The 24,706-nt window shown below is 63.5% G+C and carries 25 protein-coding genes; 8 read left to right on the top strand and 17 right to left on the bottom strand.

The window, feature by feature from the left end:
• Positions 1-108: 108 nt before the first annotated feature.
• From H9X91_RS04295 to H9X91_RS04285, 3 genes are all read right to left on the bottom strand, one after another.
• The gene (locus H9X91_RS04295; protein ID WP_204802874.1) at positions 109-2,130 is read right to left on the bottom strand and encodes a sensor histidine kinase; all 2,022 of its coding nucleotides are present in this window, start codon (positions 2,128-2,130) and stop codon (positions 109-111) included.
• Positions 2,127-2,825 carry a response regulator transcription factor gene (locus tag H9X91_RS04290; protein WP_204802872.1) on the bottom strand — a complete coding sequence of 233 codons (699 nt, stop codon included), beginning with the start codon at positions 2,823-2,825 and terminating at the stop codon, positions 2,127-2,129. The genes H9X91_RS04295 and H9X91_RS04290 overlap by 4 nt, the downstream gene beginning before the upstream one ends.
• A gap of 220 nt (positions 2,826-3,045) precedes the next feature.
• Complete coding sequence (locus H9X91_RS04285) at positions 3,046-4,329, bottom strand: L-cysteine desulfidase family protein (protein ID WP_204802870.1); 1,284 nt, start codon at positions 4,327-4,329, stop codon at positions 3,046-3,048.
• A gap of 188 nt (positions 4,330-4,517) precedes the next feature.
• Between H9X91_RS04285 and H9X91_RS04280 the strand changes: the two genes are divergently transcribed.
• The 5 genes from H9X91_RS04280 to H9X91_RS04260 all read left to right on the top strand — a co-directional run bounded on the left by H9X91_RS04280 (position 4,518) and on the right by H9X91_RS04260 (position 10,013).
• On the top strand, positions 4,518-6,581 hold the full coding sequence (locus H9X91_RS04280) for a sigma-54 interaction domain-containing protein (protein WP_204802868.1): 2,064 nt from the start codon (positions 4,518-4,520) through the stop codon (positions 6,579-6,581).
• 232 nt (positions 6,582-6,813) lie between these two features.
• Positions 6,814-7,983 (top strand): MalY/PatB family protein, encoded by a 1,170-nt coding sequence (locus tag H9X91_RS04275; protein ID WP_204802866.1) that lies wholly within the window; start codon positions 6,814-6,816, stop codon positions 7,981-7,983.
• 75 nt (positions 7,984-8,058) lie between these two features.
• Positions 8,059-9,321 (top strand): dicarboxylate/amino acid:cation symporter, encoded by a 1,263-nt coding sequence (locus tag H9X91_RS04270; protein WP_204802863.1) that lies wholly within the window; start codon positions 8,059-8,061, stop codon positions 9,319-9,321.
• A 58-nt stretch (positions 9,322-9,379) separates the two neighbouring features.
• Positions 9,380-9,748, top strand: coding sequence for a RidA family protein (locus tag H9X91_RS04265; RefSeq protein WP_204802861.1), 369 nt, complete (start codon positions 9,380-9,382; stop codon positions 9,746-9,748).
• 13 nt (positions 9,749-9,761) lie between these two features.
• Positions 9,762-10,013 (top strand): glutaredoxin, encoded by a 252-nt coding sequence (locus H9X91_RS04260; protein ID WP_204802860.1) that lies wholly within the window; start codon positions 9,762-9,764, stop codon positions 10,011-10,013.
• A 64-nt stretch (positions 10,014-10,077) separates the two neighbouring features.
• Here H9X91_RS04260 and H9X91_RS04255 read toward each other — a convergent pair whose 3' ends face one another.
• The 4 genes from H9X91_RS04255 to H9X91_RS04240 all read right to left on the bottom strand — a co-directional run bounded on the left by H9X91_RS04255 (position 10,078) and on the right by H9X91_RS04240 (position 12,961).
• Positions 10,078-10,260 (bottom strand): DUF6774 domain-containing protein, encoded by a 183-nt coding sequence (locus H9X91_RS04255; protein WP_204802858.1) that lies wholly within the window; start codon positions 10,258-10,260, stop codon positions 10,078-10,080.
• Between the two features lie 68 nt (positions 10,261-10,328).
• Positions 10,329-11,462: a DUF2812 domain-containing protein gene (locus H9X91_RS04250; protein ID WP_204802856.1), complete on the bottom strand. Its 1,134-nt coding sequence runs from the start codon at positions 11,460-11,462 to the stop codon at positions 10,329-10,331.
• 21 nt (positions 11,463-11,483) lie between these two features.
• Positions 11,484-12,608, bottom strand: a complete 1,125-nt coding sequence (locus H9X91_RS04245; RefSeq protein WP_204802854.1) for a DUF2812 domain-containing protein — start codon at positions 12,606-12,608, stop codon at positions 11,484-11,486.
• A complete protein-coding gene (locus H9X91_RS04240) occupies positions 12,605-12,961 on the bottom strand; it encodes a PadR family transcriptional regulator (protein WP_204802852.1) in 357 nt (118 codons plus the stop codon). The genes H9X91_RS04245 and H9X91_RS04240 overlap by 4 nt, the downstream gene beginning before the upstream one ends.
• A 179-nt stretch (positions 12,962-13,140) precedes the next feature.
• On the opposite strand from H9X91_RS04240, the gene H9X91_RS04235 reads away from it, so the two are divergent.
• Both H9X91_RS04235 and H9X91_RS04230 read left to right on the top strand, forming a co-directional pair.
• Entirely contained in the window at positions 13,141-13,935 is a 795-nt protein-coding gene (locus H9X91_RS04235) for a cell wall hydrolase (protein WP_243414416.1), read from the top strand.
• A 60-nt stretch (positions 13,936-13,995) separates the two neighbouring features.
• A complete protein-coding gene (locus H9X91_RS04230) occupies positions 13,996-14,790 on the top strand; it encodes a TIGR04255 family protein (RefSeq protein ID WP_204802848.1) in 795 nt (264 codons plus the stop codon).
• Between the two features lie 58 nt (positions 14,791-14,848).
• Here H9X91_RS04230 and cysK read toward each other — a convergent pair whose 3' ends face one another.
• The 8 genes from cysK to H9X91_RS04190 form a co-directional block, all read right to left on the bottom strand.
• Positions 14,849-15,781, bottom strand: a complete 933-nt coding sequence (gene cysK, locus H9X91_RS04225; protein WP_275552509.1) for a cysteine synthase A — start codon at positions 15,779-15,781, stop codon at positions 14,849-14,851.
• A 174-nt stretch (positions 15,782-15,955) separates the two neighbouring features.
• Positions 15,956-16,792 carry a DUF3298 domain-containing protein gene (locus tag H9X91_RS14565; protein WP_204802843.1) on the bottom strand — a complete coding sequence of 279 codons (837 nt, stop codon included), beginning with the start codon at positions 16,790-16,792 and terminating at the stop codon, positions 15,956-15,958.
• Complete coding sequence (locus tag H9X91_RS04215; RefSeq protein WP_295692408.1) at positions 16,789-17,280, bottom strand: RNA polymerase sigma factor; 492 nt, start codon at positions 17,278-17,280, stop codon at positions 16,789-16,791. Before H9X91_RS04215 ends, H9X91_RS14565 begins: the two co-directional genes overlap by 4 nt.
• A 132-nt stretch (positions 17,281-17,412) precedes the next feature.
• Positions 17,413-18,636: an ABC transporter permease gene (locus H9X91_RS04210; protein ID WP_204802841.1), complete on the bottom strand. Its 1,224-nt coding sequence runs from the start codon at positions 18,634-18,636 to the stop codon at positions 17,413-17,415.
• Positions 18,633-19,376 (bottom strand): ABC transporter ATP-binding protein, encoded by a 744-nt coding sequence (locus H9X91_RS04205; RefSeq protein WP_204802839.1) that lies wholly within the window; start codon positions 19,374-19,376, stop codon positions 18,633-18,635. Before H9X91_RS04205 ends, H9X91_RS04210 begins: the two co-directional genes overlap by 4 nt.
• 4 nt (positions 19,377-19,380) lie before the next feature.
• On the bottom strand, positions 19,381-21,024 hold the full coding sequence (locus H9X91_RS04200) for an RND family efflux transporter (protein ID WP_204802837.1): 1,644 nt from the start codon (positions 21,022-21,024) through the stop codon (positions 19,381-19,383).
• Positions 21,014-21,667 (bottom strand): TetR family transcriptional regulator, encoded by a 654-nt coding sequence (locus H9X91_RS14560; RefSeq protein WP_204802835.1) that lies wholly within the window; start codon positions 21,665-21,667, stop codon positions 21,014-21,016. Before H9X91_RS14560 ends, H9X91_RS04200 begins: the two co-directional genes overlap by 11 nt.
• Before the next feature lie 193 nt (positions 21,668-21,860).
• Complete coding sequence (locus H9X91_RS04190) at positions 21,861-22,550, bottom strand: 3'-5' exonuclease (RefSeq protein ID WP_204802833.1); 690 nt, start codon at positions 22,548-22,550, stop codon at positions 21,861-21,863.
• A 190-nt stretch (positions 22,551-22,740) separates the two neighbouring features.
• On the opposite strand from H9X91_RS04190, the gene H9X91_RS04185 reads away from it, so the two are divergent.
• The gene (locus tag H9X91_RS04185) at positions 22,741-23,406 is read left to right on the top strand and encodes a CatA-like O-acetyltransferase (RefSeq protein WP_243414415.1); all 666 of its coding nucleotides are present in this window, start codon (positions 22,741-22,743) and stop codon (positions 23,404-23,406) included.
• 42 nt (positions 23,407-23,448) lie between these two features.
• Here H9X91_RS04185 and H9X91_RS04180 read toward each other — a convergent pair whose 3' ends face one another.
• Positions 23,449-23,733 carry a putative quinol monooxygenase gene (locus H9X91_RS04180; RefSeq protein WP_204802831.1) on the bottom strand — a complete coding sequence of 95 codons (285 nt, stop codon included), beginning with the start codon at positions 23,731-23,733 and terminating at the stop codon, positions 23,449-23,451.
• Positions 23,727-24,680: an RluA family pseudouridine synthase gene (locus tag H9X91_RS04175; protein ID WP_204802829.1), complete on the bottom strand. Its 954-nt coding sequence runs from the start codon at positions 24,678-24,680 to the stop codon at positions 23,727-23,729. The genes H9X91_RS04180 and H9X91_RS04175 overlap by 7 nt, the downstream gene beginning before the upstream one ends.
• Between the last annotated feature and the right edge of the window lie 26 nt (positions 24,681-24,706).

Raw genomic sequence — 24,706 nt, 5'->3', positions numbered from 1 at the left:
GTCTGTTTCCGCCTTGTAGTATATCCCATTGCGGAGCAGTCCGCAAGGCGTCCGACGGAAAATGCGGGAGGCACCGGCCGGTTTGGCCGGTGCCTCCCGCGCACCTCTTTAGGAGATGGTCCCGAACCGCAGGACCACCTTGAACAGGTCCCCGTCCACCGTCAGATCCAGCGTGCCCTTCTGGAGCTCCGTCAGGCTCCTGGCGATGGAGAGCCCCAGGCCGTTGCCCTCACCGCCCCGGGCGGCATCTCCCCGGACGAACCGCTCCAGCAGCTCCTCCGCCGGGATGTCCAGGGGCGCCCGGGAGGTGTTCTTGAAGGAGATCACCGCCTGGCCGTCCCGCTCCTCCAGGGTCAGGTAGACCCGGGTGCCCCGCTGGGCGTACTTGCAGATGTTGTTCATCAGGTTGTCGAACACCCGCCACAGCCGCCGGCCGTCCGCCAGGATGGTCACCGCCGTCTCCGGCTGCCGGGTCACCAGGTCCAGGCCTGCGTCCTTCAGCCGCTGCTCGTACTCCCCCGCTGCCTGGGTCAGCAGCACGCCGGGCTGGCAGGGGGCCAGATCCACCTCCAGGTTGCCGGTGGAGGCCTTGGACGCCTCCACCAGGTCCTCGATCAGCCGCTTCAGCCGCTCCGACTGGCGGGTGAGGACGGCGGCGTACTCCGGGATCTTCTCACTGTCCCGGGGTTCCTTGCCGATGAGGTCCGCGTAGTTGATGATGGAGGTCAGGGGCGTCTTGATGTCGTGGGACACGTTGGTGATGAGCTCCGTCTTCATCCGCTCGCTGCGCATCCGCTGGTCCACCGCCGCCGCCATGCCCTGGGCGATGTGGTTCAGGTCCTCGCCGTGGGATTTGAAGTCCAGGACCATGCGGCTGGTGTCCACCTGATAGGCAAGGTCCCCGGCGGCCAGGGCCCGGCCGCCCAGCAGCAGCTTCCGGCACATGAGGGCCACGGCCAGCACCGCCAGGAACAGCAGGATCTTCTCCAGGACCCACAGGAACGCCAAGACGCCCCAGCTCCAAAAGAAGCCCAAGCTGACTAGAATCCCAAGTCCTTCCAGGACGCAGAGGCCCAGGAAGATCAGCACTGTCTTGCCCACCAGGGGAATGCCGCCCAGCAGGCCCGCCAGCCCGCGGCCAGCGGCCCGCAGTCCGCCGCCCAGCTTTTTCAGCACCTTCCAGGCCCAGCGGAGGGCCACATAGATGACGGTGTTCCGCCACCATCCCCCCAGCTTGATCCGCAGGGCCAGGGACATGCACCAGCCGGTGAAGACGCCCGCCCCGGCGGCGCTCCCCAGCACGATCCCCAGGATCACCGCAATGCCGGACCAGAATCCGGCCTCCACCACCAGCTGGATGCCGAGGAACAGCCCCAGCCCCACGGCCGCCGTCAGCAGGTCCAGGGGGATCTTCGTCCCCCAGCCGGGGCGGATGCCGTCCACGCCGGGATGGTGCCCGGCGGCGCACAGCAGGAACGCGAAGCAGATCACTGTCAGCAGCGCCGCCGCGGCAATGATGGCGTAGATCCAGTAGCGGAGGGCGTAGGCCAGGTCCGCCACCCAATTCGCAAAAGCGTAGTCGTCATCTATCGGGAATGCGTCGTCCAGAACCAGCTCTACGGTATAGACATTCTCTTCCGAAACATCCAAGTCATAAGTGACGGAGATTTTCCACGGACTGTCGGCGGCGGTGTTGGTGCCGGAGCGCCAGATCTCCGTGTCGGACTTGTCATATACCGCGGCAAAGGCGATGTTCCGCTCCGCGCAGTACCGCTCCGCCCCCTCCAGCCGCGCGGCGCGGTTCTCACCGTCCCAGGACACATCGTCCAAAATGTTCCAGGCGTCTTCCCAGGCGATGCTCTCAAACAATCCCTGCTTGAACGCCGTCTCACTGCTGGTATAGATGTCGGTGTGGTACAGGAACGCCGCCCCCAGCGCACCGCCGGCGGTGACGGCGGCCACCACCATCAGCAGCAGAAAGGCCGTGATCTTGGCGGCGGTGCGCTCCGTCAGCTTCGTCTTCCGCCTGGGAGGCTCCGGGCCCGGCCGAGCGTCCTCCCCCATCACCGCCTGGGCGATCTCCTGCTTGATGTCCTGTTCCATATTTCCATTGACGAAAACCGCTTTCATGTTCCCATCCCCTTTTCCAGTTTGTACCCCTGTCCCCAGACCACCTTTAAGTACCGGGGCTCCGCGGGGTCGATCTCCAGCTTCTCCCGCAGGTGGCGGATGTGGACCGCCACCGTGTTCTCGCTGCCGAAGGGGGCGTCCTTCCACACCTTGCGGTAGATCTCCCTGGGGGAGAACACCTGTCCCGGGTGCTCCAGCAGCAGCTTCAAAATGTCGTACTCCGTGGGGGTCAGGGACACCGGGTCCCCGTCCAGAGTGACGGTCTTCTCCCGGTCGTCCATCTGGATGCCCCCCAGGGTCAGCACCTCCGGCCGGATGGCGCCGCCCCCCAGCTGGAAATACCGCCGCAGCTGGCTGCGGACCCGGGCCGCCACCTCCACCGGGTTGAAGGGCTTGGTGACGTAGTCGTCCGCCCCCACGTTCAGCCCCAGGATCTTGTCCGTGTCCTCGCTCTTGGCGGTCAGCAGGATCACCGGCACATTGCTCACCTGCCGGAGCTTCGAAAGGGCGGTGATGCCGTCCATCTCCGGCATCATGATGTCCAGCAGCACCAGGTGGATGTCCTCCCGGTCCAGGATGTCCAGGGCCTCCTGGCCGGTGTGGGCCTCCAGAAGACGATAGTCCGGGTTTGCCAGATAGATCTTCAGGGCGTTGACGATGTCCCGCTCGTCGTCGCAGATCAGAATGTTGTACATGGGGCTCCCTCCTTGGCTTCTATCATAGGGGATGGCGGTTTAACAAAAAACCGGGAAAATCCTTAAGATTTTATGAAGGCCGTCAGCCGTTTCTCCATGATACCCCAAAGGCGTCGCAGGGGCAACCGGTAATGTTGTGGAAACGGCGGCGGAGCGCAAAAAGCCGCCCGGCGGGAATTCCCGCCGGGCGGCTTGCAGGTCTGTTCGATTTTCTCCGTGCTTACGCCTGGGCGTCCTTCTTCATCATGATGTCCAGGATGGTCTTGTCGGTCTGCACCATGCCGGGGGTGCTGACCAGGCCCATGTTGCGGATGGCCTGCTCCGGCGTGGCGCCGCAGATGCCGTCGGTGGCCTGGAGGACCACGTCGCTCATGGCCAGCTGGGCGCACATGATGGCGGCGTTGGTGGCGGTGGCCAGCTTCAGGGCGCAGCCGATCTTGCCGCCGTCGCAGATCATGCCGGTGAGGTTGCCGCTCATGTTGATGATGGCCTTGCCGATCTGCTCGTCGCTGCCGCCCATCAGCCACACCATGGCGGCGGCGGAGGCGGTGGCGGCGGAGACGCCGCACCCGCAGGTGGCGGACAGCTTGCCGGTGAAGATCTTGATGTACACGTTCAGGGTGTGGGAGAAGGCCAGGGCCTTTTCCAGCTGCTCCTTGGAGGAGCCCAGGTGCTTGGCCAGCTCCACCACGGGGATGATGGCGGTGATGCCGTGGTTGCCGCTGCCGGCGCTGCTCATGACGGCGTAGGGGCAGCCGCTCATGCGGCCCTCAGCGCTGCTGGCCACCCGCAGCATAGTCTGGGCGGCAAAGCCGTCTCCCAGCAGGTCCGCGGTCTTCAGGGCGGTGGCGATGCCCACGCCCAGGGTATGCTCCAGGCCGAAGTCCGCCAGCTTCTCATTCATGTCCATGCCGTCCAGCATGAAGGCCAGCTCCTCCTCGCTGCACTGGTCCACCAGGTGGCGGATCTCCGCCACGGTCATGGGGGCCAGCCGCTCGTGGAGCTCGTCCTGGCCGCCGGCCGCGTACGCCTTCTTCACCAGCACGTCGTTGTTCCGCATGGTGAGGATGATGTTGGAGTGGGTGCCCCGGATCTCGCTGATGCCGATACCGGCAGTGGTGATGACCTCCGCCCGGGCGTACAGCGCCGTCTCATCGTGCTTGATCATCACCACCACGTGGCGGTCCTCCACCAGGCCGATGGCCTTCTCGGTGACGGCTTCGTCGATGTCCTCCAGCAGCTGGAGGCTCTTCTCCGGGTTGGACAGGCAGGCGCCCAGGGCGGCGGCGTACTTCAGTCCCACCCGGGGGAAGCCGGGGATGCCCACGCTCATGCCGTTCTTGTAGATGCCGGGGTTGACCTCCACCTTGATGGAGACGATCTCACCGCCGATGGCGTGGCTGGCGTCGGCCGTGGCCAGAGCCACGCACACCGGCTCCGTGCAGCCCAGGGCGGGGACGACCTCCTGCCGCAGCAGGGTCAGCAGTTCTTCTTTCGTGATCATATGGAAAGCTCCTTTCTGTATCCAGACAAATCTCCAATCGCCCGCAACATGTTCATTTTAACAGATAAGCAATCCGCGTGCCAACTCTTTTTCCCCGGGATACCCTGCAAAATCCCGCTTCCCCTCTTGCAATCCCCATGGAAATGTGGGAAAATGGTCAAAGTAAATGGTTAATTGGAGGCAGCTTTATGGAAAAAAAGAAGATCTCCATCATCGCTCTGGACCCCAGGGCCGGGCAGTCCTACGGCCGGGATGTGGAGAGCCTGTTCGGCGATGTGGCGGACGTCTCCGTCTTCTCCGTCATGGACGGCACCGCCATGGGCGTGCTGCCCCATGCCGACCTGTTCGCCGCCTCCACGGACGCCTTCGGCTCCCCGGAGGAGCTGGCCCGCCACGTGCCCATCGACAGCCAGACCATGGCGGTGGAGGCCTCCTTCCGCTGGCAGGAGCTGCGGCGGCTGAAGGAGCTGCCTGCCGGCAGCCGGGTGCTGTTCGTCAACATGACGGAGACCATGGCCCGGGAGGCCATCGCCCAGCTGGAGCAGTTCGGCATCACCCAGGTCCACTGGATCCCCTTCTATCCCGGGGCGGAGCTGCCGCCGGACGTCCACATCGCCGTCACGCCGGATGAGATGCGGTACGTGCCGGAGGAGATCGAGACCAAGATCGATGTGGGCCAGCGGGCCTGCACCTCCGGCATGATGATCGAGATCGCCCTGCGGCTGGGGCTGGAGCACCTGCTGGAGACGGAGAAGTTCCAGACCTATTTCCAGTCCATCGCCACCAGCAACTACAGCTTTGACCAGATGTTCGCCCGGTCCATCCGGCTGGAGAGCCAGTTTCATATTTTAATGGAGACGCTGGAGGACGGCGTGGTAGGCGTCAACGAAAAGGGCGAGGTCTTCGCCTGCAACCGCCACGCGGAGGAGATCACCCGCACCAGCGCCGACCTGGTGGTGGGCAAGGCGGCCTCCCAGGTGTTCCCCTACATTCCCTTTTCCAAATGCCTGCAGGAGCGGGAGCAGCTTCCAGCCAAGATCACCCGGCTCAACGGCGTCAACGTCAGCGTCGAGGTGGTGCCGGTGATGCGGCAGAGCGCCTGCATCGGTGCCTTCGCCCTCCTGCAGCGGTTCAATGATGTGGAGGCCCGCCAGAGCCAGCTGCGCAACCAGCTGCTCCACAAGGGCTATCGGGCCAAATACGGCTTTGAGGATGTCATCGGGGAGTCGGAGGCCATCCAGCGGACCAAGGATGTGCTGCGGCGGATGGCCGTCAGCGAGAGCCCCATCCTGCTGATCGGCCAGACCGGCACCGGCAAGGAGCTGTTCGCCCACGCGGTCCACCGGGCCTCCCGCCGGAAGGATGGGCCCTTTGTGGCCATCAACGTGGCGGCCTTTCCGGAAAACCTGCTGGAGAGCGAACTCTTCGGCTATGAGGAGGGTGCCTTCACCGGCGCCAAAAAGGGCGGACGGCTGGGCCTGCTGGAGATCTCCCACCAGGGAACGCTGTTCCTAGACGAGGTGGAGGGCATGAGTCCGGCATTGCAGATCAAGCTGCTGCGGGTCCTGCAGGAACGGGAGATCATGCGGGTGGGCGGCACCACCATCATCCCCATCGACGTACGGATCGTGGCCGCCACCAACGAGTCTCTGGAGCAGAAGGTGGCGGAGGGCACCTTCCGCCGGGATCTCTATTACCGTCTCAGCACCCTTCCTGTTGAGATCCCGCCCCTGTCCGCCCGGGGAAATGACCTGTTCCTGATCCTGGCGCATTTTCAGCAGGAGCTGGGGACCTGCTTCCGCCTGTCCCCCCAGGTCCGGGAGTTCCTGAGATCCTATGCCTGGCCGGGCAATATCCGGGAGCTGCGGAACGTGGTGGAGTACTTCCTCTACACCGGCCATGACCCCATCACCATGGAGGATCTGCCGCCCACGGTGTTCCATCGGGCGGGCAAACCCATCTCCGAACAGACCGGGGCGCCGGCTGTGCCGCCGGAGCCCTCCGAGGTGTTCCGTTTCGTGCTGGAGCAGCTGTACCGGGCATCAGAAGACCGGCAGCCCATCGGCCGGGAGCGGCTGCTGCAGCTGGCCCGCGAAGCCTTTCTCCCCACCTCCCAGCAGGAGATCCGAAGCGTCCTGGCCCAGATGGCGGAGCAGGGGCTGGTCCGGATCAGCCGGGGCCGCGGCGGCAGCCAGCTGACGGCCGATGGCCGCCGCCTGTATGAAAATGGTCATATTCATTCTATCAAATGACCAATAAAACCAATTAACAATTTGGACATCCATTTTCCCCGAAAAAATTTGTTCCGGACAGTCTCGGCGTTTTGCTAAAACTGTCCGGTTCTTTTTTGTAGAGAACTCCGATTGTCGTCCCGCTTTTTAATCCTTTTCCGGGCTTCATCACAGGCTTTCCTGTTTTTGGCACAATTTTTGCTTTATAACACAGGCATCAGCGCATAAACTGCCGCAGAAAGGATGGAGGATTATGACTTATCAGTTCGACACCGTTGTGGATCGTTCTCAGAACCGCTCCGCCAAGTACGACGAACGGAAGAAGAAATTCGGCACGGAGGATGTGATCCCGCTGTGGATCGCAGACATGGATTTCAAGACCGCGCAGCCCGTCATCGACGCCCTGAAGGCCCGGGCCGAGGAGGGTATCTGGGGCTACACCGCCCGGCCGGGCAGCTATTTCGAGGCCATCCGCGGCTGGCAGAAGCGCCGCAACGGCTGGGACATCGACCAGAGCCTCATGAGCTTCAGCCTGGGCGTGGTGCAGACCATCTCCGCCTGTGTGCGGCTGTTCACCCCGGAGGGCGGCAGCGTCCTGATCCAGACGCCGGTGTACTCCGAGTTCTACGACATGACTGAGGCCTGGAACCGCAAGGTGGTGGAGAACCAGTTTGTGGAAAAGGACGGCAAGTGGACCGTGGACTGGGCCGACTTTGAGGAGAAGCTGAAAGAGGTGGACCTCTTCATCCTCTGCTCTCCCCACAACCCCCTGGGCATCGTCTGGACGGAGGAGGAGCTGCGCCGGATGATGGAGCTGTGCCTGCAGTATCATGTGCCGGTGGTCTCCGACGAGATCCACTCCGACCTGATCTTCCACGGCAAGAAGCACATCCCCACCGCCTCCCTGTCCCCTGAGATCGCCGCCAACGTCATCACCGGCATCTCCGGCACCAAGACCTTCAACCTGGCGGGTCTGCAGGCCAGCACCGTGGTATTCCCCGACCACCACAAGAAGGAGGTCTTTGACCACTTCTGGCAGTGCATGGACATCCACCGGAACAACGCCTTCTCCCTCACCGCCATGGAGGCGGCCTTCAACCATGGCGAGGAGTGGCTGGAGCAGCTGCTGCCCTATCTCTCCGCCAACTTCGACTATGTGGTGGACTACTGCGAAAAGCACATCCCGAAGATCAAGACCTACGCCCCCGACGCCACCTATCTCATGTGGCTGGACTGCCGGGAGCTGGGGATGACCAACGAGGAGCTCCACGACTTCATGATCCAGAAGGCCAAGCTGGGCCTGAACGACGGCTGTTCCTTCGGCCGGAGCCTCAACGGCTATATGCGGCTCAACGCCGCCTGCCCCCGGGCCACCCTGGAAAAGGCGATGGCACAGCTGGAGGCCGCTGTCAACAGCCTGTAACTCCAGCAGACAGACACACCATGCCATACCAGCCAAACGCAATGTAGAGAGAATAAGGGAAAAAGGAGAAATGATATGGCTACTATCGAAAAGAAGAGCTTCTGGCAGCAGTACGGAAGCCTGATCCTCATCCTGGGCGGCATCATCGTCGGCGCACTGATCGGCGCCTTCGCCCCCTCGGTGGGCACCACCATCAAGCCCATCGGCGACATCTTTTTGAACCTGCTGTTCACCATCGTGGTGCCCCTGGTGTTTGTGTCCATCGCCTCCGCCGTGGGCAGCATGGCCAACATGAAGCGCCTGGGCAAGATCCTGGGCTCCACCATCGGCACCTTCATCTTCACCGGCCTCATCGCCGCGGCCTGCGTGCTGATCTGGGTCAACCTGTTCAGCCCCTCCGCCGGCACCAACATCGACATGACCGTCACCGAGGCCGGCGAGGCAAAGACCGCCGCCGAGCTGCTGGTGAGCTCTCTGACGGTGTCTGACTTCTCAGACCTGTGGGACAAGTCCAACATGCTGCCCCTCATCATCTTCGCCATCATCTTCGGCTTCTGCGTGTCCGCCTGCGGCGGCGACGAGAGCCCCATGGGCAAGCTGCTGAACAACCTGAACGACATCATCATGAAGTTCGTGGGCGTCATCATGCTGGTGGCTCCCCTGGGCCTGGGCGCCTACTTCGCCAACCTGGTGGCCACCTACGGCCCCGAGATCGTGGGCGACTACGGCCGGTCCATGCTGGTGTACTACCCCCTGTGCGCCCTGTACTTCATCATCTTCTTCCCCCTGTACGCCTTCCTGGCCGGCGGCAAGCAGGGCGTGAAGGTCATGTTCAAGCACATCTTCCGGCCCGCCATCACCGCCTTCGCCACCCAGTCCTCCGCCGCCACCATCCCGGTGAACAAGGAGGCCTGCGACTCCATCGGCGTGCCCGAGGACGTCAGCGACCTGGTGCTGCCCATGGGCTGCACCATGCACATGGATGGCTCCGTTCTCAGCTCCATCGTGAAGATCGCCTTCCTGTACGGCATCTTCGATATGCAGTTCACCGGTGTGGAGACCTATGCCATGGCCATCATCGTGGCGATCCTGTCCGCCTTCGTGCTGTCCGGCGCTCCCGGCGGCGGCCTGGTGGGCGAGATGCTGATCGTCTCCATGTTCAACTTCCCCGCCGAGGCCTTCCCCATCATCGCCACCCTGGGCTTCATCTTCGACCCCGCCGCCACCTGCCTGAACTCCTCCGGCGACACCATCGCCTCCATGATGGTCACCCGGATCGTGGAGGGCAAGGACTGGCTGATGAAGGCCATGGCCGCCAAGAAAACGGAACAGGCCTGACTGCCGTCTCTCTGACCGCTATCCCAATCAACAGATTTCTGAAAAGGAGTATCCAACCATGACTGTTATTGAAACCAAGAACGCTCCCGGCGCCATCGGCCCCTATTCTCAGGGCTACGCCTTCGGCGACCTGATCATCACCTCCGGCCAGATCCCCGTGGATCCCGCTGCCGGCACCGTTCCCGAGGGCATCGCCGCCCAGGCGGAGCAGAGCTGCAAGAACGTGGGCGCCATCCTGGAGGCCGCCGGCTCCGGCTTTGACAAGGTCGTCAAGACCACCTGCTTCCTGGCGGACATGGGCGACTTCGCCGCCTTCAACGAGGTGTACGCCAAGTACTTCACCTCCAAGCCCGCCCGCAGCTGCGTGGCCGTGCGGGAGCTGCCCAAGGGCGTCCTCTGCGAGATCGAAGCCATCGCGCTGAAGTAAGGAGGCGGACAGCATGAAAGTCACCGTCATCGGCAGCCACCTGTGCCCCGACACGCTGTATGCCCTCAACAAGCTCAGCGAGGCCAAGGCGGAGATCGAGTTCAAGAATCTCTCCGCCAGCCTGCCGGACCTGAAGGCCTACCTGGCCCTGCGGGACAGCAGCCCCCTGTATGACGCCGTCAAGAAAAACGGCGGCATCGGCATCCCGGCCTTTGTCCTGGAGGACGGCGCCGTCACTCTGGATCTGGCGGATGTTCTGAAATAAGCAGACGCAAAAGCGCCCCGGCGGGAAACCTGAACGGTTCCCGCCGGGGCGGCTCTTTTGCTGCTCAAAACTCCGTGATGGTCTCCGCGCCGCCCTCCTCCAGCTGCCGCAGGGCGGCCAGCGTGCCGAGGGTGGTGCCCAGCTGGGTCAGCAGGATGGCCGCGCGGGACAGTTCCTCCGTGGTCATGCACTTGGCCATGGCCACCGCCGCAGCGTAAATCCCCGTGCTCCAGTCATAGGCGTCCATCCCCTGTCCCCCTCCCTGATGAACAGTGTATGAGACGGAGGAGGATTTCTTGCCGGGCCTGAAGGCCGTCACCCCTGCCGAGCCTCCGCCATGGCAGCGGCGTATTGGGGCAGCAGGTCTGCCAGCGGCGCGTCCGTGTCCGCCTCCACGCTCCACACCTGGTCCCCCAGCCGGAGCAGCATATACTGATCGCCGTCCACCGCCGCCCCGGTCCAGACCCCGTCCAGGCCGGGGTATTCGGTTTCTGTGACAGCATAGTCGTCCCCGTACTGCGCCAGGAGACTGTCCGCCAGGTCGTCCGCCAGGGACGGGAAGCGGAGGCGGTAGTACAGGGCCTCACTGTACCGGTAGTACCGCCGCCCCTCTGTATAGTCCTCTATGGTCCACCACTGTTCGCTGGTGAGCCAGTTCTCCTGGGGGCTGGCCACCACCTCCCCGTCCTGGGACACTTCCACATAGGGTACCGACTCATCATAATAGGTGAGATAATAGGAGATCGGACGAAATGTCCGGCGGCTGCTGTGTACGCCGTTGTACCCCAGGGCGATGACGTAGAACACCCACAGCAGGTCCATCACCAGCGCCAGCCCGCAGGCCAGCCGGTAGGGCCGCCGGCGGGGGGCCTCCACGCCGGCCCGCATGGTCCGCAGGGTCCGCCGCAGGACGCGGGTCTGCCACCTGGCCATAAAAAACGACGTTCCAAAGAAGCTGACGCCCGCCGCCAGATACCACAGGGGCTGCCAGCTCCCCACCAGATACGCGAAGTACGTCCCCCCGGAAACATACAGGGCGAAGGCAAGGAGCCCCGCGAAGAGCGCCAGAATCCCCCAGCTGAGATACCTGCTGATCCGCTCCTGCCGGGAGAAGCGGTCATAGGCCCGTGCCTCCGTCTCCGGATCCGTGTGGAGCTCCGGAGCCTCCGGGTCGTCGCACCGCCACAGGTGCATGGTCTTTCCGATGGTGTCCACATACTCCCAGCCCAGGGCCCGGTAGGTTTCCCGGCGCTCCCAGTCCGGGCACCCCTCCTTTTTGGCCGCAGGCTCCAGCCGGTAGCGGACGGTCTTGGGCCTCCCCCGCTCAAAGGAGGCAAACCGGAACAGGATCCAGCTGGGGACGTAAAACCAGCCCTTGGCTGCCAAATCCTCCAATCGGGCCTGCCAGGCGGCCACATCCTCCACATATCCCGGCATCAGCTTGATCATGGTGCGTCCTCCTCTCTCTTTCTACTGAAATTCCACCAGCACGGCGGCGAAGCCGTCCAGGTGGTCCATCAGGTCTGTATCGGTCTCCGCCCGCTCTGTCAGAACCATCCGCCCCAGCCGGGCGGCGAAGAGCTGGTTCTTTCCTGCGCCGATCACCACGGCCTGGTCAAAGCGGCCGTCTGTCAACTCCCGGACCTCCGCGTTTGGCCAGGCATCCAGGAACGCGCCGACCCGCTCCCGGTACAGAGCCTCTGCAAAAGAGACCAGCGCCACTCGGTCCAGCTCGGCCTGTACGGAGGCGGAGGGCTGCCAGCGGAACTGGGTGACCCGCCGACTCTGGATCAGCAGGCCGTCGAAGGTCTCATACCGGGCAATATCCAGCTCCGGTCCGGCGGCCTCCGGGTCCAGCGCCTCCAGGGCCACACAGGGCAGAGGCGACGGCGCGTCGGAGAGGGGCATCTCCTCTCTTCCGCAGGCGATGACCAGGATCCACCCCGCAAGCAGGGCGATCGCCGTCCAATCCGCGATCTGCCGAATCCGCTGCCGCCGCACCGCCCTGGCCGGGTCGCCCCGCTCCATAGGCACTCCAGCCGCCAGGCGGCGCTTCAGCCTTCGGATGCCCCACACCGTGCGGACAGCCTCCCACACCTCCCGGACCACATACAAAATCACAAAGAGCCAGATGGCCCACATGCCCATCAGAAACAACTGCACCGCATGGCCGCTCCAAAGGCCGTCAAACTGCAGCGCAGCCCAAAGAAGCAGCAGCAGACCGGACAGCCCGCTCCGCCACAGCGCCCGCTTCAGGAGCTTTCCCCAGGCCCAGGCCTGGGTCTCCGGGTCTGTGTACAAGTCCGAGGCCGTGGGGTCAAAGCAGTAGTAGACGTCATAGAACCACAGGGTGCCGTTCCACCGCCAGCCCATGTCCCGATACAGGGTCTCTGCCTCCGCCTGCTGCTGTCTGTTCCGCCGGTCCTTCGGGTCCAGCCGCACCCGGCACCGGCAGGGGTCGATCCGTTCGAACCGCGCTGAGATGCCCCACTTCTCCAGGATCCAGCCCTGGGCGGCCTTTTCCTCCAGCCACGCCTCGATGGTGCCCGCGTCCCACAGGTCCCGGGGCGCCAGAAACCGCCTGCGGTCTTTCATGACGGATCCTCCTCTCTCCCACCGGGCAGCAGGTTCTCCGCCGCCCGCTCCTCCCGCTCGCCGTCGCCCACACACAGCCGCAGGCGGCTCAGCTCCTGCCGGAACAGCGCCCGCCCCCGGTCCGTGATGGCATAAGTCCGCTTCCGGCCCTCCACCGCCGTCTCCCGAATCAAGCCTTCCTCCTGGAATTTGGCCAGGATGGTGTACAGGGTCCCCGGCCCCAGGGGCACCCGGCCGGCGGTGGCGTCGTCCACATATTGGACGATCTCCGTGCCGCACCGCTCCTGCCGCAGCAGGCTCAGCAGCACGTAGAACATGCTCTCTGTCAGGACTTTCAGCGGTTCCCTGGCCATGGTCTCCCTCCCCGATATCGAAACACGATATTCCTTGATCCCACTATAATATCGTTTCACGATATTGTCAATACCTGCGGCTGTTTTCCAGCTCTGGAAGGTTTTGAGGGTTGCGGCCCGCCCCGCCCTCCTGTATGCTTTTGCATAGCAGCGATAAACCTGAAAGGACGATCATCCCCATGAAACGAAAACTTCTCTGCGGCCTGCTGGCCGCGCTTGTCCTGACCTGTGTCTCCGCCAAGGCGGCCCCCTGCCGGGTGGTCCCCGTCCAGGTGGACGGCACCGTACTGAGTCAGGGCGTCAACTACCTGGAGAGCGGCGTGACCTATGTGCCCCTCCGGGGCCTGCTGAACGCCTTCGGCGGCTGGAGCGTCTGGTGGGACAGCAGCCGCAAGGTGGCGGCGGCATCCTCCGGCAGCCAGTCCGTCACCGCCGACCCTGCCGGGAACACCGTGACGGTCAATGGCCGTACATACAGCGGCAAGGTCTTTGTGGAGCGGGGCCGCACCTACATCCCCCTGCGGATCCTGGTCACCGCCCTGGGCGGCGGCGTGGCCTGGGACCCCTACCTGGGTGGCGCGGCGGTCACCTCCCCCGGCGCGGAGCACGACGCCATGGACCTCTACTGGCTCAGCCGCATCATCAGCGCCGAGAGCCAGGGCGAGAGCCTGACCGGCCAGATCGCCGTGGGCAACGTGGTGCTGAACCGGGTGAAGAGCGCCGAGTTCCCCAACTCCATCCCCGCCGTCATCTTTGACCGCAAGCATGATGTGCAGTTTACCCCCGTCTCCAACGGCACGGTCTATCTGCCTCCCACGGCCCAGTCCGTGGAGGCGGCCAAACGGGCCCTGAGCGGAGAGAGCACCGCCGGAGGCGCCATGTACTTCTACGCCCCCGCCCTGTCCCAGGGCGTGTGGATCAACGCCAACCGGACATATCTTATGACCATCGGCTGCCACCGGTTCTACCTGTAATTGACATTTCTCCGCCGGGGGACTAAAATGGGACCATCAAGTGATAAAGGAGCAAGCCACATGCTGTTTTCCGATCATCCCCGGACCCACTACCGCAATGCCCCGGCCCACGAGGTCATCTGCCAGCTGCGGTTTCCGTCCATCCTCACCATCAACACCGTGGAGCCCGCCGACTTTCAGGAGGCCATCCGCGCAGAATTTCCCCAGTACGCCCGGCGGCAGGACGCTGCGCCGCCCCGGATCACCGGGCTGGGCGGCCCAAACCCCAAAGTGGAGCAGCAGCCCCCGGTGACCAACTACAACTTTGTCTCTGAGGACAACCAGTGGAAGCTGAATCTCACCAAGGACTTTATCGCCCTGTCCACCCTGCGCTATCCCGGGTGGGAGGAATTCGCCCTTCATCTGGACAAGCCCCTGGCGGCTTTCATCCGCCTGTACAAGCCCGCCTATTTCCTGCGGGTGGGGCTGCGGTATGTGAACGTCTTCTCCCGGTCCCGGCTGGGGCTGGAGGGCGTCCGGTGGTCGGAGCTGTTCGCCCCCGCCTACACCGCCCCCATGCAGGACACGTCCATTGCGGAGGACCGCTTCCTCAACTGCGGCTGTGACCTGACGCTGAAGCTGGACTCCAGCTGCCGGGCCAAGATCCACGCCGGCCCCGGCGTGGTGAAGCGGAACGCCCCCGGGGCGCCTCAGGACCCGGAGGTAAAGTTCCTCTTCGACATGGACCTGTCCATGAACGGCAACACCCCCTGCACCCTGGCCGCCGGCGCGCTGGAGACGCTTCACGGGCACTCCACCCGCCTCTTTGAGGGAGCCATCACTGACCGGCTCCGGGACGCCATGGATGCTGAGTAAACGCAAAAAGAAACCCGGGAGACATCACAGGACGTCTCCCGGGCTTCTTTTTTTGGATTCAATCCCGGAACATGGGGGTGGAGAGATACCGCTCGCCGCTGTCCGGCAGCAGGGCCACAATGGTCTTGCCGGCGTTCTCCGGCCGCATTGCCAGCTGGGCCGCCGCCCACACGGCAGCGCCGGAGGTGATCCCCACCAGGATGCCCTCTGTCCGGGCCAGCTCCCGGCCGGCGGCGTAGGCGTCCGCGTCGGTGACAGTGAGGATCTCGTCCAGGACGGTCCGGTCCAGGTTCTCCGGCACGAAGTTGGCGCCGATGCCCTGGAGGCCGTGGGGGCCCGCGCGGCCCTCCGTCAACAGGGGCGAGGAGGCGGGCTCAAAGGCCACGACCTTGATATTCGGATCCTGGGCCTTCAAGTAGCGGCCCACGCCGCTGACGGTGCCGCCGGTGCCGGCGCCGGCCACGAAGATGTCCACCGTTCCCGCCGTGTCCGCCCAGATCTCCGGGCCGGTGGTCTTCTCATGGGCCTCCGGGTTGGCGGGGTTTTCAAACTGCCCGGCGATGATGCTGCCGGGAATGGACCGGTGGAGCTCCTCCGCCCTGGCCACAGCGCCGGACATGCCGTCCGCCCCCGGCGTCAGGACGATCTCGGCGCCGTAGGCGGCGATCAGGGCCCGGCGTTCCACGCTCATGGTATCCGGCATGGTGAGGATCACGTGATACCCTTTGGCGGCGGCCGCGGCGGCCAGGCCGATGCCGGTGTTGCCGGAGGTAGGCTCGATGATGGTGCCGCCGGGGGCCAGCTGCCCCGACTCCTCCGCCCGGGCGATCATGTTGGCGGCCACCCGGTCCTTGGCGCTGCCGGCAGGGTTCATGCACTCCAGCTTGGCCAGCAGGGTGGCATGCAGGCCATGGTTCCGCTCATAATTGCACAGCTCCAGCAGGGGCGTGCGGCCGATCAGCTCTGTGACACTGCGATAAATAGGCATCAGGAGTCCCTCCGTTCTGATTGATGCCACCATCATACACCCTTCCGGCGGGGTTTGCAACGGAAGAATCTCCGCAGGCGCCGTCTCCGGCCCGGGCGTCTTTTTCAGGCCGACATCGTCCCGACGGCAGAAAACAAGCGGACCGCAGCGCTGCGGTCCGCCTGTTTCTGATCCTGCTCAGCCCGCCACGGGGATCTCCACGATCCCGGCAGCGCCGGCGGCGATGGTGTACTCGGGGAACACCAGCGTCACAGAGCCGTCCTCATTCAGGTAGAAGGAAGTGGCCTCATCCACGGTCGTGAAGCCGCCCTCGTCTGCGCTGAAGAACAGGCCGGTGGTATCCTGGTCGATATAGGTCTGGACAGCGGCATTGCAGATGTTCACCCAGTCCTCGCCCAGCACGTCCGCCAGGGTGATGTCCTTGTCGGCGGCGATGTCCAGGTTGTAGTAGGTCTGCTCATTGTAGGCGTCGAACATGTCCTGGGTCATGGTGACCACGAAGGAGACGGTGGTGTCCGTCTGACTCTTGATCTCATAATTGACATCCACGTTCATCTCACGCTGGCTCCACTCGTCCTCCGTGCCGCCGGTGGCGATGAAGGCGTCATGATAGTCCTCCCAGACCTGCTGAGCCTGGGCCAGGTGGGCATCCACCCGCTCCTGGATCTCCGCGTTCACCTGCTGGGCAAGGTCGCCCTCGGCGTCCACTTCGGGCACAGAGACGTGCTGGTTCACCTGGCCGTCCTCCGCGTCATAGTTGCGCACGGTCAGGATCTGGAACAGCCCGCCCAGCACCGGAACATCCGATGCCGCCGCCGCAAAGGTGGGGGACACGTTCAGGCCGCCGACCATCACCATGCAGGCAGCTGCCACGCCGATGCCCCAGCGGAAGCCGTGCCGCTTGGTGCGGCTGCCCATCTCGCCCTGCCGGATGCCGGCGCGGACCCGGCTGTCCAGCTCCTCCGGAATGGGGGTGGACTCGTACTCGTCTCTTGCATGCTTGAATTCGTTCATCGTTCTTCTGCTCCTTCCATTGATACGCGAAGTTTTTTCAGTCCCGCATACAGTCTCGTCTTCACAGTGTTCAGGTTGCAGCCGGTCACCGTGCTGATCTCTTTGAGGGACAGGTCCTCATAGAACCGCAGCTTGATGATGGTCCCCACCTCCGGGGGCAGGGCATCCACCCGTTGGGCCAGTGTCCCGTCCGAGGGCATCGGATCCTCATAGCTGCCGGTGTCCAGAGCCTCCGGCGGGACCAGCATCACCCGTTTGCGTCTGCGAAGGACGTCCATGCACACGTTGACCAGGATGTGATAGAACCACGCACGGAGTGCTTCCGAGTCTTTCAGCTCATGTTGCTTTTCCAGTGCCCTGCAGACGGCGGTCTGCACCGCGTCCAGGGCCTCTTCCCTGTCCTTCAGATAGCTGTAAGCCAGCCGGTAGAACCGCGCCTGATCCGTCACCAAATAGTCGGTCAGCTGTTTTTCCAAGATACGCGACACGTTTTATGGTCCTTTCTGTTCGTTCTGTCTTATAGACGCTTTTGGAGCGGGAAAAGTTTGGAGGGAGCAAAAATTTTTTTCAGCTGCCGCACCGCGAAAAAGAGACCGGTCTCCCGGTCTCTCTTTCTGGATTCAGTCGTAGCGCAGCGCGTCGATGGGATTCAGCTTTGCCGCCTTGTTGGCGGGGAGGTATCCGAACAGGATGCCCACCGCCACAGAGACGCCGAAGGCCACGCCGATGCCGCCTGCCGTCGGGACAGCCACAAAGCCGTCGTTCCCGGTGCCCAGCACCAGGGCGATGACGTTGGTCAGCACATTGGCCATGATGATGCCAACCGCGATGCCGATGGCTCCGCCGATGGCGGAAGTGGTCCCGGCCTCGATGATGAACTGGCTGCGGATATCCCGGCACTTGGCGCCCAGGGACTTCCGGATGCCGATCTCCCGGGTCCGCTCCGTGACGGATACCAGCATGATGTTCATGATGCCGATGCCTCCCACCAGCAGGCTGATGGCCGCGATGAGGATCAGGATCATCATCAGGGTGTTCAGCATGGAGTCCATGGCATCCATCATCTCCGCAGAGGTCATGACCATATAGGCGTCCGAGGACTCGTAGATATCCAGCAGCCGGTTTTCGATGATGCCCTTGGCCGTGGCCGCCGTATCCCGGTCGGTGCTGGTCATCAGGTACATATCGCCGAATCCGCCGCCCATCCGCTGGGCTCTGGCATAGGGGATGTAGATCACATCATCTCCGCTGCCCTCGCTGCTGTCGCCGCTCTCCGCCAGGACGCCCACAACTTTGTAGGGCACGCCGCCGATAGAGATCTCCTGATCCAGCGGATCCCCCTGGAAGGCATTCTCCGCGATGTAGGAGCCGATGACGCATACGTTCTGCTGCCGCTCCACGTCGATGTAGCGGAGGAATCGTCCCTCTTCCAACGTGGATCCCTGCATGGTCTTCTGGGTGTCGTCCCGGTAAAAGGCCTCGCTGACGCCGTAGACAGAGGTGCGCTCAAAATCTTCCGTCCCCTGCCGGACATTGGCGGAGGCAGTGACATAGGGAGAGACGCCGGACAGATACTGGGGGTACTTCTCCACCAGCGCGTACATGTCATCCGGGCTCACGTCCCGGGTGCTCTCCTCGCCCCGGCCATAGACCATCACCTGGATCAGGTTGGAGCCCAGCTGCTCGAACTGGGCGTTCATGTAGTTCTGCATGCCGTTGCCGAGGCTGGTGATGATGATGACGGCCGCCACGCCGATGATGATGCCCAGCATGGTCAAGAGGGCCCGCATCTTGCTGAGCATCAGGGACTTGATGGCCAGCTTGAAGGACTGGGTGAAATTCATGCCAGGACCTCCTCTCCGGCGTCGTCCTCCTGGGGCTGGACCACTGCCTGGGGATCGCTGGCGTCCCCGTCGTAGATGATCCGGCCGTCCTGAAGGCGCACGATGCGCTTGGCCCTGACGGCGATGGAGTTGTCGTGGGTGATGAGGACCACAGTGTCCCCCTCCTGATTCAGCTTCTGGAGGAATCGCAGCACCTCCCGGCCCGTCCGGGAGTCCAGGGCGCCGGTGGGCTCGTCGGCCAGGATCACCGACGGCTTGCCCGCCAGGGCCCGGGCGATGGACACCCGCTGCTGCTGGCCGCCGGAGAGCTGGCTGGGCAGGTTCTTCCGCTTGTCGGCCAGACCCACCCGCTCCAGGGACTGGATGGCCCGCTCATGGCGCTCCTCAGAGGAGACGCCGGCATACAGCAGCGGCAGCTCCACATTCTCCTGCACCGTCAGCTTGGGGATCAGGTTGTACTGCTGGAAAATGAAGCCCAGCATCTTGTTGCGGATCTCGGCCTGCTGGTCATCCTCCATGGTGGAGACATCGATCCCTCCCAGATGATAGCTTCCGGAAGTCGGCACATCCAGGCAGCCGATGATGTTCATGGCTGTGGACTTGCCGGAGCCGGAGGAGCCCACGATGGCCACGAATTCTCCCTGATTCACCGTCAGGTCGATGCCGTCCAGGGCATGGACGGTCTCCTCTCCCATCTGGTAGATCTTATAGACATTTTTCAGCTCGATGAGATGGCCCATGGGATCAGCCTCCCATCATCATATCCATCAACGTGGAGGCCTGGTTCCTGATCAGGACCACATCGCCAGCCTCCAGGCCGCCGGTGACCTCGATGTACTCGTCGTCGCTGCGGCCCAGGGTGACCTCCTTGGTCTCCAGCTTGGTGATGTCCACCACGGCAGTGCCGTCCTCATTCAGGGCGCCGGGGCCGGGCACCGTCACGGTGTTGCCCCGGTCCACCGCATCCACAGGGATGCAGAGGGCGTTGGGGATCTCCTCGCCGATGATCTCCGCGGAGACGTTCATGCCCGGCTTCAGGTCGCCGTAGTCTTCGATGATGATCGTCACCGGGTAGTTGGTGAAGCCGTTGGTGGTGGTGCCGTTGATGCTGACCTTATCCACCACGCCCTCAAAGGTCTGCCCCTCCAGAGCGTCGGCCGTGATCTCCACTCTCTGGCCCACCTCAACTTTGCCGATGTCCAGCTCAGCCACGGCCATCTCCAGCTTCAGATAGCTCAGGTCATAGATGACGGCCAGGGTGCCGGAGGAAGCGCCGTCCACCTTGTCGCCGGCCTTGAAGTTCTTTTCGATCACCGTGCCGGAAATGGGAGACTTGATATTGTAGTCATCCACGGAATCCGCAGCGGTGCTGGCGCTGAGCTGTGCGGACTGCAGGCTCAGCCGGGCGTTTTCGATCTGATCCCGGATGGTCTCAGACTCCACGGTGCACAGCACCTCGCCCTTCGTCACCGTGCTGCCGGCCAGCTTGGTAAAGTCGTTCACCGTGCCGGAGCCGGCCGCATACACGATGGTGGATGCCGGCATGGATACCGGGGACTGCCCGTAGCTGCTGTAATTTCCGATGACGGCGGAGGCAGTGACCGCGTCAGAGACCGCGCCGGGGTTGTTCAGCCGCACCCGGACCGACACGGCCTGCTTGCCGTTGCTGGTGATGGTGGAGGAATTGGACACATAGGTCACCGTGCCCATCTGAGAGCCGGCGTATCCGTCCACGAACACCGTGGCAGACTGCCCCACATAGAAATCGCTGGGAGCGGCGAAGGGGAACAGAAAATCGATGGACAGCTCTGTGTTGGCAACGATCTTTGCCAGCTGGGCCCCCGCGTTGACGCTCTCACCGTTATGGACGTAGATCTCGCTCACCGTACCGGAGATGGTGGCAGTGGGATGCAGGGCCTCCTGTGCCTGCTGATAGGCCAGCTGGGCCTGCTGCACAGAGATCTGGGCCCGGTCCATGGAGTCCTGGGCATCGCTGCTGTCCATGGTGTACAGCAGGGTATCCTTCGCCACCAGGTCGCCCTCCTCAAAGGGGGCGCTGACGATGTCGCCGGACAGCAGCGTGGTGACGTTGTAGGAGTCCGCTGGCTGCAGTGTGGCGGTGCCGGAGACGCTGACCGTCAGATCCTGCCGGGCAGCAGTGGCCACCAGATAACTGCTGCTGAGCTGGTTATTGACGTTTTTCGTCATATTCGACACGCAGCCCACCACGACGGCCGCCACGACCACCAGGACGATGAGGATCTTCAGCCAGCGTTTCTTTTTCTTTCCGCCAAGGCCTTTCAGAGAGAACTTCTTTTTCTCCTGCTTTTCCGGCGCAGGTGCGCTCTGCGGCTCCGCAGAGGTCTCATTCATCCATTCAGTTTCCATGGTATGTAGTCTCCTTGTTCTCGATTTCTGCGGTGGGCTGCTTTCCCATGCCGCGTCTGAAGATGTTCAGGATATTCTCCAGGCGATCCCGCAGAGCGGGATCGCCACCGGCCTGCAGGCCGGTGTAGATCATGGGAGCCGCCACCACCAGCAGCGCCCCCAGGATATCGCCCAAGTCCCGGTCCCTCCGCAGGTCCAGCAGGTCCTGGTTCACCGCACTGCCCAGACGCCGCAGGATCACCTCCGGATCCAGCATTTCCAGCAGGCCGTTTTTCTGCATCCCGCTGTTGCACCGGATGATCCCGATCATGGCGCCGATCTCGCCCAGGTCCATCTGGTCGGTCCTTGTCTGGACATAGTCATACAGCGCCAGCAGCGCCTGGAAAATGTCTCCGCCGTTTTGCAGCAGAAACTCCTCCAGCAGCATGAAGAGCTGATCCACATAGCCTCTCAGCAGATAGCGGAACAGGTCCTCCTTATCCTGAAAATACATGTAGAAGCTGCCTCTGGGGATGCCTGCTTCCTTGATGATCTGATTGATGGACGCCTCATTGAACGGCCGGTGGGAGAACTCCCGGGTGGCCGCCTTCAACAGCTTCTCCTGCTTTTCCGCCGGCAGATTTAAAAAGGTGCTGCTCGGCACGTCGCCTCATCCTTTCTCATACGAAATGGAAGGTCCGTTTTCTTCAGCGCCGCCGTCCCATCCTACACCTTCCCGCCGGGGGAAGGTCAAGGGGTTTCCGGCGAATGCAAAAAAGAAATATGACAACCTGTCGCCTATCATAGCTGACAAGTTGTCATATTGCAAGGGGCCCCCGCAAAAATTCACAAATATTTCACACAGTTTCTGTCACTTCATACAGGGGATGCAGCCGCTGGTAGGACTGGGGCCGGTAGGTCACAGAGCCGATCCTGCGGCCGGAGACGCCGTACTTGGGGGAGTAGCCGAACAGGTCTATGTATCGATCCAAGTCGTCCCGCTCCGCCGCCATGGCGTCCAGCAGAAACGCCGCCGCCCGGGCGTCGTCCACCGCCCGGTGGCTGTTCACCGCCTGGTCCTCCAGGCCGTATGCGGCGATGGCGTCGCTGAGCTTGTGGGGGTAGTCCCGCCGGTCCCGGTACACCGTGAGGACATCCAGGAACCGGGGCGCCCGCAGGATCCCCACCTGCCCGAAGGGCCGCAGGAAGTGATAGAGGAAGTTCAAATCGAACTGGGCGTTGTAGGCCGCCAGCAGCGTCCGCTCTCCCTCCCCCAGCAGATCGCAGAAGGCGGTGCAGGCGTCGGTCTTCTCCACGCCCTCCCGCTCCAGCTGCTCCGGCGTGATGCCGGTGAGCTGGGTGATGAAAGGCGGCAGCGTCCGCCCCGGGGTCAGGCGGATCAGCAGGTCCATGCTGCCGGTCTCCCCCGCCGGGGAAAAGGCCGCGGCCCCCAGCTCGATGATCTCGTCCTGTCCAAATTCAATGCCGGTGGTCTCCGTGTCGAATACCACGATCCGGTCAAACTGTCTCCAAAGGCCTGTCTCCATGGCAGTCCCTCCTGTCGAATATTGCCTTTTCAGGATAGGGCGCCGGGGCGGAATTGTCAAGAGGTCCCTCTGGTTGACTTCCCGGTCCATGCCGGATAAAATGGTGGTATCTTTCAGAGGGGAGGATGCCCTGTGAAGCGTGGACTGGATGACGCCTCCTAAAATACCAAATCGATTTTAGGAGGCTTTTATGAACGACAATTTGATCCCCACCCACACAGTGGTGGACCTGGACGCCTGGGACCGGGGGCCCGTGTTCCGGCACTTTATCGACGACCTGCGCTGTGTCATGAGCCTGACCGTGGACATGGAGGTGTCCCGGTTCCTGGGCCGGCTCCGCTCCGGCAGCTTTTCCTTCTATCCCGCCATGATCTGGGCGGTATCCAAGGTGCTCAACGCCCATGCGGAGTTCCGGTACGGCTGGGATAAGCGGGGGCGGCTGGTCCTTTGGGACCGGATCGAACCCTACTACGCCCACTTCCACCCGGACCGGGAGACCTTCGTGAAGCTGGTGACGCCCTTTGACACAGACCTGGAGACCTTCCACCGCCGCTTTCTGGAGGACCGCCGGCGGTATGCCGCCCTGGACCACTTCGACCTGACGGACGTGCCGCCCAACACCTTCGACGTGTCCTGCCTGCCCTGGGTCCGGTACCGCAGCTTTGATATGCACATCTTTGACAGCGGCACCTATCTGGCCCCGGTGGTCACCTGGGGAAAGTATGAGCGGGAGGGTGCGCGGACGGTCCTGTCGGTCTCCCTGAATATCCACCACGCCGTGGCGGACGGGTTCCACCTGTCCCGCTTCTTCCTGGAGCTCCAGGAGCTGCTGGATACCACGGCAGAGCACTCATAACATAAAGAAGCGGGAGGTTGGATGCCTCCCGCTTTTCGTTGCTCAGTGATCGAACTTGTCGATGTGGACGCTGTCGCAGAACTCCGCCTTCAGCGCCTGGAGCTTTCCGAAGATCTCCGTCTGGCAGTGGGTCTGCTGGAGTTCCGGCGTGGTCCAGCTCTCCACCAGCAGCAGGTCGTCCGGGGCCTCCGCGGCGAAGAAGTAGTCGTACTTCAGGTTGCCCTCCTCCTGCAGGGAGTTGGCCCGGACGCCCAGGTCGCAGAGGGCCTGATAGAAGGCCTCCCGCTGGCCGGGCTTGCAGTGATAGGTGACATTCCAAGTTAACATAAACTACCTCCTCCTATTTTATGGTCAGTTTTTTCTCCGGCGCGCGCTGTTTCGGCCAAAAGTCCCGGCACCAGCCGGGCCATATCCGACGGGATAGGCGCTGTCAAGGATAAATGCTTCCCAGTCACCGGGTGGTCCAGTTCCAGGGCGTAAGCGTGAAGGGCAGGCCGGGGGATCAGGTCCGGGTCCTCCCTTCCGTACAGCCAGTCCCCGGCCAGAGGGCAGCCGATGGACGCCATATGGACCCGGAGCTGGTGGGTCCGCCCCGTCTCCGGCCGCAGCCGCAGGAGGGACAACCCATCCTCCGTCCCCAGCACCTCATAATGGGTGACGGCCCGGGCGCCGTCGGGCCGGACGCACCGGCCCACCACGGAATTGGGGTCCCGGCCGATGGGGGCGTCGATGGTGCCGGACACCGGCTCCGGGCAGCCCACGCACACCGCCCGGTACTCCCGGTAGAAGCTCTCCGTGTGGAGGGCGTACCGGAGCCGGTCGTGGATGTAGCCACTCTTGGCGATCACCATCAGGCCGGTGGTGCCCTTGTCCAGCCGGTTCACCGGGTGGAACACAAAGTCCGTGCCCCGCTGCCAGGCCAGGGCCCCTGCCACGGTGGGGGTGTCCGGCAGGAAGTTAGATGCGTGGGCCGTCATGCCGGCGGGCTTGTTCACCACCAGCAGGTGGCCGTCCTCCCAGACGACGGGCAGGGGCCAGTCGCCCGGCGTGGGCCGCACCCGGGGCGGCCGGTGGTCGCCGGTCTCCACCTCCAGCACGTCGCCGGTGTGAAGGAGATCCACTGTACGGGCATGTTTTCCGTTCACCCGGATGCCGTTCTCCGTCCGGGTCAGCCGGGAGATGGCGTGGGACGAGACGTGGAGGACGGCTTTTAAGATGTGGCGGACGGTGGCGCCGTCCTGTTCCGGCGTGACGATGGCGCGGATCGTGGGCAACTGGGAAGCACCCCCCTGTGGGAATT

It is taken from the genome of Oscillibacter valericigenes (assembly GCF_016902445.1).
Classification (GTDB): domain Bacteria; phylum Bacillota; class Clostridia; order Oscillospirales; family Oscillospiraceae; genus Oscillibacter; species Oscillibacter avistercoris.
Note: the sequence above shows the minus strand (reverse complement) of the source record. Positions and strands in the feature narration are given on the sequence as shown.